The 13,223-nt window shown below is 37.5% G+C and carries 8 protein-coding genes and 1 tRNA gene; 3 read left to right on the top strand and 6 right to left on the bottom strand.

The features are described from left to right. The first annotated feature begins 242 nt into the window (after positions 1-242). Positions 243-1,988: a sensor histidine kinase gene (locus tag N7931_RS18360; RefSeq protein ID WP_262795801.1), complete on the top strand. Its 1,746-nt coding sequence runs from the start codon at positions 243-245 to the stop codon at positions 1,986-1,988. Here the strand turns inward: N7931_RS18360 and N7931_RS18355 are convergent. Then, positions 1,975-2,565 carry a response regulator transcription factor gene (locus N7931_RS18355; RefSeq protein WP_262795800.1) on the bottom strand — a complete coding sequence of 197 codons (591 nt, stop codon included), beginning with the start codon at positions 2,563-2,565 and terminating at the stop codon, positions 1,975-1,977. The two genes, N7931_RS18360 and N7931_RS18355, sit on opposite strands and share 14 nt — an antisense overlap. A gap of 1 nt (position 2,566) precedes the next feature. After that, complete coding sequence (locus tag N7931_RS18350; RefSeq protein WP_262795799.1) at positions 2,567-3,769, bottom strand: sensor histidine kinase; 1,203 nt, start codon at positions 3,767-3,769, stop codon at positions 2,567-2,569. 151 nt (positions 3,770-3,920) lie between these two features. On the opposite strand from N7931_RS18350, the gene sppA reads away from it, so the two are divergent. Further along, the gene (sppA, locus tag N7931_RS18345) at positions 3,921-5,774 is read left to right on the top strand and encodes a signal peptide peptidase SppA (RefSeq protein WP_262795798.1); all 1,854 of its coding nucleotides are present in this window, start codon (positions 3,921-3,923) and stop codon (positions 5,772-5,774) included. A 175-nt stretch (positions 5,775-5,949) separates the two neighbouring features. On the opposite strand, the gene N7931_RS18340 is transcribed toward sppA, so the two are convergent. Genes N7931_RS18340 through N7931_RS18325 form a run of 4 tightly spaced genes read right to left on the bottom strand, consistent with a single transcriptional unit; the run spans position 5,950 to position 12,777 of the window. Further along, positions 5,950-8,253, bottom strand: a complete 2,304-nt coding sequence (locus N7931_RS18340; protein ID WP_262795797.1) for an efflux RND transporter permease subunit — start codon at positions 8,251-8,253, stop codon at positions 5,950-5,952. Between the two features lie 15 nt (positions 8,254-8,268). Continuing rightward, positions 8,269-9,225, bottom strand: a complete 957-nt coding sequence (locus tag N7931_RS18335; RefSeq protein ID WP_262795796.1) for a WD40/YVTN/BNR-like repeat-containing protein — start codon at positions 9,223-9,225, stop codon at positions 8,269-8,271. A 54-nt stretch (positions 9,226-9,279) separates the two neighbouring features. Continuing rightward, positions 9,280-10,647: a DUF1329 domain-containing protein gene (locus N7931_RS18330; RefSeq protein ID WP_262795795.1), complete on the bottom strand. Its 1,368-nt coding sequence runs from the start codon at positions 10,645-10,647 to the stop codon at positions 9,280-9,282. A gap of 24 nt (positions 10,648-10,671) precedes the next feature. Then, positions 10,672-12,777 (bottom strand): DUF1302 domain-containing protein, encoded by a 2,106-nt coding sequence (locus N7931_RS18325; RefSeq protein WP_262795794.1) that lies wholly within the window; start codon positions 12,775-12,777, stop codon positions 10,672-10,674. Positions 12,778-13,142: 365 nt separating this feature from the next. Here N7931_RS18325 and N7931_RS18320 point away from each other — a divergent pair. After that, positions 13,143-13,219, top strand: a tRNA-Met gene (locus tag N7931_RS18320). The last annotated feature ends 4 nt before the right edge of the window (positions 13,220-13,223 follow it).

Raw genomic sequence — 13,223 nt, 5'->3', positions numbered from 1 at the left:
CTGCGTGTCGCTGCGTTGTGGGGGCGCATTATAGGGACAAAACAAACCCCGTCAACGCTTTTTTTGAATTTATTTCTTTTTTTTAATCGTTCGGTCAATTAACGTACAAAACCTATTAAAAACGCCGATTAATTAAACAGCTCAAGCTGAATAATGAATTTTAAAAAGCAAATTTCATTTATCTTCGCTTAAACCTGTTATGCATTCTATATTTGTATTAATTCATTTTTTGAGCATAACAAATGAAATCGATTAGTCTTTCTAGGAAATTATTAACTCAAGTTTTAACTATTTATATAATCTTGACTGTTTCAATCACAGGGATCCAAATTACCAGTGAATATTATACAACAAAATCTCATATCCAAGATGAACTAAAAACATTACAAGCAACTATCAGCAGTAGCTTAACTCGGTCAATTTGGGAACTTAATACCCAACAAACTATATCCTTAGCACAAGGCTTATTAGCTATGCCTATAATTGAAGGAGTTAAAATTGAAGATGAAAATAGACATTCAATAATCCAATTAGGGAACTATATCGAACATGTCGAAAAAAAAGATAATTTAAATTACAGTGGCAGTTTATTCATTCACCAAAATCAAAAAGGCTTATTTGGTTATCAGTCCCCACTCATTTTTGAATTTGGTGGTCGCCCCGTTGATGTAGGGTTTGTCAGCTTATTTTCATCAAATAAAGTTATTTTTGCTCGAATGGGCTTTCCTCTTATTTTACTTATTTTTAAATCTATTTTTATTACTATTTGTTTATTTACAATTATTTGGTTCACATTTAAAAAATTACTTAGTAGCCCATTGCATGAACTAACTGAACAGGTCCAAAATTTTGATATAGATCGTTTAGAAGAATCAAAATTAACGATTAATTCAGTTGAAAAAAATGAGTTAACCATCTTACAAAATGCCTACAATAATCTCATTAACCGTCTAGTAGGCTATGGGGACGCATTAGACAAAGCTAACAAGCAATTATTAGAAGCCAATAACAAACTTGATGAACAAAATTTATTGTTAGAGCATGAAGTTGCTAAAAAAACGGCTCACTTGAGTCGGATGATGATAAATATTGAAACGCAGAAGAAGCAATTGGAAGAAAATCAAAGCCAGCTCGCCATGGGTATAGAAAGTCAAAAACAATCAGAACAAGCGCTATTAGCTAAACAATCAGAGCTTGAAATATACTTAAATGAGCTCAAACATACCCAAGGTAAATTATTAGAATCAGAAAAAATGTCTACATTAGGCAGTCTTGTTGCAGGAGTAACTCATGATGTTAATACTCCTATAGGAATAAGTATTACTGCTAATAGTTTTTTAGCTGAGCAACTAAATATAATAAATAGCTCACTAAGCAATAAAAATTTAACTCAAAGTCAATTAAAAAAATTTATTGATGATGCAAATGAAAGTGTTGATTTGATAGACCTAAACTTAAAACGGGCAACGGAGCTTATTTCAAGTTTCAAACAAATTGCGGTTGACCAAGCAAGTGAAGCGATACGAACGATAGAAATAAAGGAATATGTAGGAGAAATACTACATTCACTCAAACCAAAATTTAAAAACACCCAGCATAAAATTAACTTTACATGCGATAAAACAATTGAAATGAGTTGTCCCGCAGGTGCCATATCACAAATATTCACGAATTTAGTTATGAACTCCTTAATTCATGGTTTTGAATCAAAACCTAATGGAGAGATCAACATATCCATTGCAGACTCAGACTCTCAAACAGTCGAAATTATTTACCAAGACAACGGAAAAGGTATAGATAAACAATCTCTTTCTAACTTTTTCAAACCATTTGTTACCACTAAAGCTAACCAAGGCGGTAGCGGTTTAGGCACTCACATAATATATAATTTAGTGAAACAAACATTAAAAGGACAAGTTCAGGTTGAAAGTGTTCCAGGTCAAGGTTTAACTTATCGCATGCTGATTCCAAAGTTTACCCCTTTTTAATATTATCAGACTGACGAAATACTGCTTTCTTATTCAGTTTGCGTTGTAGAGTTCGCCTGTGCATATTAAGTTGGCGAGCAGTTTCAGATATATTACCGGCATTAGCAGTTAGTACCGCTTGAATATGCTCCCACTCTAATTGTGATGCAGACATGGGCGCTAATAATTTATCTTCATTGAGATCAGCCAAAACTTCATTTTGCTGAAATCCAGTTTTCATTTTTAACTCAGCCTCTATTTTTTCTAAAAGCTTAGAAAAGCTCATCGGTTTGGTTAAATAATCATCCGCCCCCGATTTAATCGCATTAACACAAGTTGCGATACTGCCATATCCAGTCAGCATAAAAATGATACTATCAGGCAATTGAGTTCTGAGTTGCTCAACTAAAGATAAACTGGATTCGGTACCTAAATTTAAATCAAGCAGTAGTAAATTCGGCTTTAACTTATTTGCTGCGATGAGTGCTGCTTGGCAGTTGTGTACTATCTCAGCACAATAACCGACCCGCTCAAATTGGCGCTGTAGGGTTTGCGCAAATACCAGATCATCATCCAGTATCAATAACTTATTTTTCATTTTACAACCCACTTAACGGCAAACGAATTTGAGTTAATGCTCCGTCATCATTATTAATTAAAATAATCTCGCCATTATTCCGTTCAATTGCCGCATTAGCCAAAATCAACCCAATTCCCATGCCAAAGTTTTTCTCGGATACCGTATCTAAACCTAACGCTGCCATTTTGTTCATATCAAAACCAGAGCCATAATCCTGAATTGAAATAAATAAGTTATTTCCAATAATTTCCGCAGTTAATAAAATCTGACTACTAGATTTAGCTAACCCGGCATCCGCAGCGTTATCTAATAAGTTTAAAATTGCCATTTCTAAATTAAGGTCAGTCAAAATTGTATAATCATTTAATTCATCAGCAAATTGCGTATTTAGTTGAATTTCATTACGGCGATTCCACCATAACTTGCAAATGTGCAACATAAAATCATTAGCTTTAATTTGCTCGGGAGTATTAAGCTTAGCTTGCTGAGCTATCTGTTTAACTGTTTGTTGGCAATTATCCAGTTGTCCGGATAATTGCACTAATAAATCGGCACATACTTTGTCTTGCTGTTTTTCTTGCAAAATTAACTTTAACTCATCAACTAACATTCCAATCGTAAATAAAGGTGTAGATAACTGATGTGCGGTATTAGCGGCATAAGTTGCCACTGCCAAAATTTGCTCATCCCGCATTTGTTGCTCTTTTAAATTAGAAATTTCACTACGCTGGCGAATTAACCTCAAACGTTGGGCAGACATAAACCAAGTCATTGCAATCACAGAAAAAACAAATGTCAGCCACATCCCTTGTAAATGTTCAGCCATAGCATGATGATGTGAATGAAAACTAGCCTGCCAGATTAACCAAGAGTACGCTGCAATTGCACCAGCGGTAATACTCCATGCCAAGCGCTGCGATAATAAAATAGAGGCTGAAATAATCGGCACATATAAAATAGAAATAGCCCCGTTCATTGCACTGCCATTTAAATATAAAAGCAAACTAAAGCCAATTAAATCAACCCAGTGAGAAATCACCAAAGCCTGTTTCCATTTAACAAACTGCAAAATAATCTGGCAAACTAAATAACCCGCCAGCACCAACCAACTAAACATGCCTTGTGGCGATATAAATAAAAATATGACAATGCAAATTAACACCAATAAAAGCCGGATTAAGGTTAAAGTGTAAGATTTGGTTAATTCTTGCCAACTAAGCATGCTGTAAAGTCCTGTAGCTGATAGAGTCGTGCGATATTTATTATTTCATCATAAATTAATTTAAAATCGAATTTAATCTTTCCCCAGACTACCACTTTAAAAAACAACCAGTTAACATAGCCAAAAAACAAATCAAATAATATGAGGCAATATGGCAAGTAAAAGTGGAATTTCAAGAATGTTTTCCGCCTTATGGGGAAGCATTAATTTTACGAGAAAACTCATCATCAATTTACTTTTTTTTGGAATTTTAATTGTTGTAATTATTGCGTTATCCGCAGATAAAGAACAATTTACTGTTCCGGCTTCCAGCGCTCTGGTTTTAAATTTATCCGGTAATATTGTTGAGCAAAAACAAATTGTAAATCCGTTAGATGACTTAATGATGCAAGCCAGTGGCGCACCAGAGCAACCGGCAGAAACCTTGCTATCAGATGTATTAATGGTTTTAGATGCAGCCAAACAAGATAGCCGGATTAAAGCCGTGGTGTTAGATTTACAACAGCTCTCCGGCGCTGGTGTCAACAAGCTTGAAGCAATTGGTGATAAATTAAATCAAATCAAAGCTGCTGGTAAACCGGTTTATGCAATTGGCGATTACTACACTAAAAACCAATACTATTTAGCCAGTTATGCCGATGAAGTCATTTTGCATCCAATGGGGTTTGTCTTACTTGACGGCTTTAGTAATTACCGTCTGTATTACAAATCAGCACTCGAAAAATTAAAAGTATCTACCCATGTATTTAGAGTCGGCACTTACAAATCATTTGTCGAACCGTATATCAGAGATGATATGAGTGATGCAGCTAAAACGGCTAATCAGGAATGGCTTTCAAGACTGTGGCATATTTATAAAACAGATGTTGCTAAACGCAGAAACATAGACTTAAAAAACTTTGATGAAGAATTGTCTGTTTTCAGCGAAAAATTTGAGCAATCTAATTATGATTTTGCCCAATATGCGCTGAATAATCACTGGGTGGACAGTTTAAAAACCCGTGAAGAAGTAGAGCAAACAATCGCTAATGTAGTGGGCTGGACAGACAATAAACGCAGTTATAATCAAGTTAATTTCCAACAGTATTTGGGATTAAGCAAACCTTTATTTAATCAAAACACTGAAAATCAGGTAGCGATTATTGTTGCCTCTGGCAATATTTTGGATGGCAAACAACAACCCGGAACAGTTGGTGGCGACAGCACAGCCAAATTGCTTGAAAAAGCCCGCTTAAATGACAAAGTGAAAGCTGTGGTGTTACGTATAGATAGCCCAGGCGGCAGCGCGTTTGCGAGCGAAGTTATTCGCCGCGAAATAGATTTATTACAAGCAGCCAATAAACCGGTTATTGCATCCATGAGTTCTGTTGCAGCATCGGGCGGTTATTGGATTGCCAGTAGTGCAGACGAAATTTGGGCGCATCCAACCACAATCACAGGTTCAATTGGTGTATTTGGCATGTTAATGACATTTGAAAATACCCTAGATTATTTAGGAATTCATACCGATGGTGTCAGCACAACAGAATGGCCACCGCTAACGCCAACCATTGCACTGGATGAAAGAGTTGGTCAAATTTTACAAAAAAGTACAGAACGAGCTTATCAAAGATTTTTACAGTTAGTTTCTGAACACAGAAATATGACGCTGGAAGATGCCGATAAAATTGCCCAAGGCCGAGTTTGGATTGGCGAGCAAGCATTTGGGTTAGGTTTAGTAGATAAACTGGGTAATTTAAATCAGGCTGTTGAGTCAGCTGCTGATCTTGCTGGTTTAGATCAATTTTCTACTACTTTAATTGAGCAAGAACTTAGTCCACAACAACAGTTAATAAAAGAGATTTTTGGTCAAGTCAGCAGTTGGGCCAGCAGTTCACCAGAAATCAAAGTAGAAACAGCATTGCAAAAACAAATCAATAAAGTCGTTAAAGATTATAATGAATTAAGCCAGTGGAATGATCCTAAAGGTCATTATGCGCTGTGTGTTGCTTGTAGTCTTGAATAGTATTGGTTGTTAATAACCAAAAGTTAGTAATCAAAAAGGCTCGCAATGCGAGCCTTTTTTGTTTTCATTGAGCTGTTTTTTTAGCTGCCAAATCTGAGCGCTACATCAGAAAATCTGCATGATTAAACCGCTCTAACCAACCGTATAATCTTACGATAGTTAAAGCTATTTACACTTAACGCTTCCACCAAAATATCCGGCATAGTGCAGGTAAAATAATCACCGCCGCCAGCATATTAACAATAAACATAAAGGTTAATAAAACCCCCATATCCACTTGGAATTTCAGCGCAGAGAATAACCAAGTGCTCACCCCAATCGCCAGCGTTAACCCGGTAAATATAACCGCACTGCCGCGTTCTTTTAATGCATCCAAATACGCCTGATTTAACGAAAAGCCTTGCTTTAATTTTGCTGACATTGTGGACAATATATAAATGCCATAATCCACACCAATACCAACCCCTAGTGCAATAACCGGCAACGTATAAACAGTTAACCCTATTTGCAAATAAGTCATTAATGCCTGAGCTAAAGTCGATACTATATATAAAGGTAAAACCACGGCAATCGTTGCCCTCAATGATTTAAAGCTCAATAAACACAAAATAAACACAGCTGCATAAACATATAACATCATGGGTAACTGAGCTGCACTTACCGCCTCATTGGTTGCCCCCATGACCCCAGCCGGGCCAGATGCTAATTTAAAGCTAAGGTTATCTAATTCATATTGGCTTTTTTGTGCTTTAACCGCGTCTACCACTTGCTCAATAGTTTCAGCTTTATGATCAGCCAAATACAAAATGATTGGCATTGCGCTACAATCAGTATTAAGCAAACCAGTCCCGGTTGATACCCTAGAAACAGATTGCGCCAAGGTAGCACTATCTTTTGGAAGTATCTGCCATTTTAAATTCCCCTCGTTATAGCCTGCTGTAATCACCTTAGTGATAGAGGTTAAACTGACACTCGACTGCACGGCTGGCAACTGAGTTAAAGCCCACTGAAAATCATCAATATTTTTCATCACCGGATATTGAGTACAAGCATCGGCTTCGGTTTCAGCAATTACTGATAAAATGTCAACGCCAACTTCAAATTTATCCGTGATTAAAAATGTATCCTGATTATAACGGGACGATTCATGCAAAGCAGGTGCGCCTGCATGTAAGTCACCCACTTTAAGATTTTGAGCTTGCCAATAACCAAAGCCAAATAAACAGGCAGCCGTAATCACTACCCCAACCGCAACTTTAGGGTGAGTTAATTTGATTAAATAAGGCCAAAATTTTTCGCTACGGCTATGTTGAGACTTTTCCAAATAACGCGGTGAAAACTGAATAAAAGACACCAGTACAGGCAATAAAATCAGATTGGTTAAAATAATCACCCCAACCCCAATTGAAGCCGCAATTGCCAACTCCTGAATAACGCCAATATCAATACTTAAAATAGTGATAAAGCCAATACAATCAGATAATAACGCAACAAATCCTGCTAAAAATAAACTATTAAAGCTTAGCTTAGCAGCCTCTATGCTTTGCATTCCGCTGGCAACGTTTTTCCCTATTGCATTAATCATTTGCACGCCATGACTTACCCCTATCGCAAAGATTAAAAAGGGCAGCAAAATAGACATAGGATCCAACCCAAATCCGAGTAAAGATAAAATCCCCAACTTCCAAATCATAGCAACAACAGAGCAAATAACGGGGAATAACATAAGCCTAAGTGAGTGGCAAAACAGATAAACCAAAACTGAGGTGATTAAAATTGCGACAACAAAAAACATCACAACTTCTTTAGCGCCGGATGCTACATCGCCAACCATTTTAGCAAAGCCGATAATATGAATTGTGTGCGCTGGCGTTTCAAATTGACCGCGAATATCCTGCTCAAGCTGTTTAGCAAACTCAATGGTATCAATCGGCTGGTGAGTAGTGGGATCTAAGTCCAGCAACTGAGCAGCCACCATAGCACAGCTATAATCATTAGAGACTAAACGCCCAACCTGACCCGACTTTTCAACATTACGTTTTACAACTTGTAAGCCTTTTTGGTCATTCACAAAATTTGCAGGAATAACTGGCCCGCCAGTAAACCCCTGCTCTACTATTTCGGTGAAACGGACACTTGGTGAAAATAAAGATAACACCTGCGCCCTATCAACACCGGGAATAAAAAATAGTTGGTCATGTATTTTTTTTAACTTATCAAAAAATTCCGGCTGATAAATATCACCAGACGAATCACACACCGAAATTAACACCCGGTTAGCGCCACCAAAATCTTCAGCATACTCTAAATATGTTTGCATATAAGGATGCTTAAGCGGAATATTTTTGGTAAAAGCGGCATCCAGTTTTATTTGGCTAGCAAAATAAGCTAAGACAATGGTTAATAGAGCAAAAAAGCCAACAATCAACTTACGCTGGCTAAAAATAAACTGCTGAACAGCTAAAATAAGTCGCGACAAAATAAACCTCTTAACTTACAAAACAGATTTGTTGATGGCTTCTAACCCTTTATCACCGACAAACCAAATCTGGTCATTTAAAATTGCACCGTTTAATACCGCTTTACTTTTGAGCTTAACTAAAGGTTTTGCAATTTGAGTTTGCGCTTGCCAAATCCAAACAGTTTGGCTGTTGCCCATTAATAACCAGCGATTATTATCTAACGCTAACACAGAGTTAATATTGACCGGTTCGGTGATTTCAATTTCCTGCCAATCAAAACCTTGCGCTGCATTAAGCTCACTAGCAAACAGATGACCGCGCAAACCACCAACCAATACCTGATTATTTGCTCCCACTTCAAAGTACGAACCTTGGTAAATATCCTCAAGCCTTTGCCAGCTATGACCAAAATCATCGCTTATTGCAATTAACCCTAATTCGCCTACCAATATTAAGCGACCATCTTCAAGTAATTTAATCCGGTTCAAGTGGGGTTGAAGCGCAGCCGCTTCGTCATCAAATAACTCAGGAGAATCTTGTTTTATTTCATCTAAATAAGCTTGATCGTCTACCGATAAAATACTGGCATGAATTTCTTTTTGCCAAGTTTCACCGCCATCCTGGGTACGATAAAACAAACCATAAGCGCCAATTGCAATACCGTGTTCAGCCGTCAAAAAAATCACATCTAAAAAAGGAGAATTCGTTTCTAGTTGCAAACTAATTTGCCAGCTTTCGCCACCATCCAAGCTATGTAAAACTGTGCCTAAATGGCCAACAGCCCAAATATCATTTTTATTAATAGCATAAACCGCAGTTAACGTATTGTCGGTTGGCGAATTTTTTAACTGCCAGTCAGAGTTAACTTGTTTGGTTAAGATGTGTCCTCGTTCACCAACAGCAATTAAGTTTTGCTGATCTAACGAGGTAATATCTAATAATAAAGAGGATTTGATCTGAGTTAGGTCAGTTGCAAAAGCGCTTTGCATTAGCAAGCTAATGCAAAGCAAAAGAAAGGTTTTAAAATAGTTAAGCATGATAAATTAACGTATGCCTTCACGTCTTAACGCTTGAGGGGTGAAATCTCCTTTATCCAACTCAACATTAAAATCATACATTTTTTCGTTGTTATCCAAACCTAGCGCCAAATAACGGCGTGAATTAAGGTCATGATAAACATCTAATGTACTCCACAAAGTAGGTACTTCGTAATAGTTCACAACATAAGTAAAGTTAACCCGATATAACTCATCCCGGTTATCGTAAGTATCAACAACCGAAATCTGCCAACTATCTTCGTCTATATAAAATACACGCTTTTTATAAATATGACGCATATTAGGTTTTAACTCTGCCTCAATCACCCAAACTCTATGCTTTTCAAAACGGGTATAATCAGGATTAATATGACCCGGCTTTAAAATATCATCATAACTAATACCTTGTTGATGAAGTGCATAGTTATTGTAAGGAATATAAAGTTCCTGTTTGCCTTTTAAAGTCCAGTTATAACGGCTTGGAGAGCCATTAAACATATCAAACTCATCCGTTGTTCTTAATCCGTCAGACGCAGTACCCGGTGCATCAAATGCAATATTTGGTGCTTTTCTAACACGTCGCTGGCCTGTGTTATAAGTCCATGCTTGGCGAGGTTGTTTAATTTGATTTAAAGTCTCGTGAACTAATAATGCCGTACCTTTTAAACGCGATGGTGAGGTAACTTTTTGCTTGAGCATAGAAATAACATTTTCCTGCTCCAACTCTTGTGGTGTTGCATTTTTACGCGAGTAATCCATCATCACTTCTTCTTCAAAACCAATCATGGTGTAATCACCTGATGCAGTAGGTGCAGCCTGTCCACCCCAACGCGCAATATCAGTACCACGGAATCTTAAAATATGGTTCCAGATAGCTTCTAAGCCATTTTGTGGAATTGGAAAAGGGATCCCAATTGCAGCGCCAGATACACCTTCACCATCTTCAATTAAGTGTGCTCGCGTTGCATTAACTTTTGTTGCATCGTAAATATAACTAGGTTGAGAAGCCGACCTATGAGTTTGATACACAGGCATTTTAAAAGTATCCGGATAAGCTTTAAATAAAGCGATTTGTCCCGGGGTTAAAAATGCCTGATATTGCTGATAATTTTTGCTAGTGATCTCAAATAAAACTTTATCTGTTTTATATGGATCTGGGTGATGATCACCTACTTTATAACCCGCCGGCGGCTGAGTAATACCACCTTGCCATGCAGGGATAGAACCATCTTTATTAGCCTGCTGTTCTGCGCCAATTGGCGTTAAACTGTTACCGAGTTGTGCAGCCTGCTGCTCAGAAACTTTAGCCTGTGCTACATTAGATGCAACACTTAAAGCCAATAAACTTATTACCATAGAAATTTTGCGTTTCATAATACAACCTTTTGATAATCTGGTTTATAACGAATACTTAATGCTTAACGAAACATAATCCCGGTCAGAAAAACCATTGCTCTGACCTACACCACCCCAAAAAGCATTGTAGCTTAGTTCAAGACCCAAAGTTTTTTGATAATCAAAATTCACACTGAGTGCCGCTGATTGGCGATCTTCAACAAATAAAAACATAGGATCAGGTGTAATCCCTTTTACATCATGCGAAAAAACTATTTTAGGCTGAACATTAATCCCATAAAAGAGGTTATTATAATCCAAACGAGCTAATACTCGATAACCCCATGACGTTTCAGTTGGAAACGGCGTTGTTTCAATCCCATTTGAAATTGCAGAGATTAACCCTTGATTAACTGGTAAAACGCCACCTCTCGCTGTGCCCGGTCCATTTAATCTCAGTTCATCATACTCTGGCATATCCTGAATTTGCACAATCCCGGCTTCAGCTAACAAAGCTAGAGAGTCAGCCCCAAAAGTTGGGCCAAATAAATGAGTAACAGTCGCCTGAGCCTGAATCGTATCACGTAAAATATAACCTTTGGCTGTACCACCAGATGGCACATAATCCATTTGTGAAATACCAGCCAGTTCAGGTCTTAACCCTGCATTGGCTAGTTGCTCCGGCATACCCGCATATAACAACTCTACATCATCAATTTGTAGCGGCTCGTCTTGGCGGTAAGTTAACTCACCAGCAATGGCTGTTTCATTCAAACTAGTATTAAAACTAAAACCATATAATTGAATATCTTCAGGATATTCTAAATAGGCCTGAGTAAATATTTTTAAATCCTGAAAGTTTTTATCAGTTATATTATTCGCTAATAAATATTGAATATCCTGATAAATACTAGCAACCTCAAAATTACTTGCTCGCCCCGAAATAACCGGACGGCGACTATGATAATTCATATAATACAAGCCAAATTCAGTATCGTTTAAATCAGGCGCATAAATCCCCAATTTTAAACCATATTGGCCACCATCACTTGGTTTTATATCACCGTTACTTTCGCGTGCACGAATGGCCGTTTTAGTACCAAATAAATAATAAGGTGCGGTAATCTGATAAAACTGCTGCGCTAACGCTTGTTGCTGCTCAGGCGTTGCTGCGCCCATCTGCGCAACTAATGTGTTAATATCATCAATATTGTTGGATAAATAACCCTTAGCAAAAGTATTCATCTGATTAACTAAATATTCGGTATTAATGTCCGGATGCTGAGTAAAACCAATTTGCACATTGTTATAATAACCACCATAACCCGCAAAATCGTTAGTTGAAAAATAACTGCCTGCGGCGGGTAGAATAGTTTCTTCCCATTCGTATTGATAAAAGGCATCTAACGAAACATTATCGGTTAAACCAATTGATGCCCACAACATACCAACCGGAATAAAAGCTTCTTTTAACTCTGCCCCCGGCGCTTTTAATCTGGCAATATCGACTGGATTAATCTCATTAATGCCATGTGCAATTAATGTACTTTCACCCCAGCTAACCACCTGATCACCCAGTTTTACCGAAACAGGCATATCGCCAATATCAAAATGGCCATAAATAAAAGCATCTAAAAAGCGAAAATCCTGACAAATACGCTCTTTTGCTTTTTTATCAGCACATAAATCGTAATATTCACCAGTGAGTGGATGTTTCCATTCTTTATGCTGCGAAGCGGCCTGATCATAAAAATACATAAACCGGCTGAAAAATCCCCAGTCGCCTGCATTAATATCTAACTCATGCGAGCCGGAGATCATGCGGGAAAAAGCTTTACCGGGATCATGATTAAGATTCGCTAAATCACCATTTGCAGAATAAGAACCCGGCTGACTCCACACATCACTAGGAGTATAAACGGGATTTAAAACCGCATTATAAGGACCCTGCTTATTTTGCCAGTTCACATTAGGCTGGTTATTCTTACCAATTAAAGACCAATCCCGGTTTTCAACCCGATAACTGGTGCCCACCGTAAAAGTAGAGTCAAAACTAATATCAAGTCCGGCAACTTCAAATTGTGAAGCCAAAGCGGAAACAGAAAGAGAACTTAATAAGCTAGCAGCAATAGCTGACTTACAAAATCCAAGAGCCTCAGGTCGATTCATAACAACTCCTACGCAGCAAAAAGCGGTTTGATTGCGCTCAACTGAACATTTTTCGATTCAACAATTACAATATTTTAACACAAGATAGTGGTCTTACCAGCTAAATCATTAAAACTTAGAGCTTATTTTTTTGATATTCAAAAAAATTAATTTTTACAATTTTGCTAAATATAGTTCAGTTAATCAATTTGACTTAGTCTAAAGAGAGATTTTTTGATGGATTTGAGAATATTTTAACCAAGTTGATTATTAAACCAACAAACGAAATAAAAAGTTCATTTTATACTTGCAATCTAAAACAAATACTATAGTATGCACGCCTCGTTAACGCAGCAAACTCAAATAGCTTGCAGCGGCACTATTGACGCGGGATGGAGCAGCTTGGTAGCTCGTCGGGCTCATAACCCGAAGGTCGTTGGTTCAAATCCAGCTCCCGCAACCAATTC

Source organism: Catenovulum sp. 2E275, from assembly GCF_025515275.1.
Classification (GTDB): Bacteria; Pseudomonadota; Gammaproteobacteria; order Enterobacterales; family Alteromonadaceae; genus Catenovulum.
Note: the sequence above shows the minus strand (reverse complement) of the source record. Positions and strands in the feature narration are given on the sequence as shown.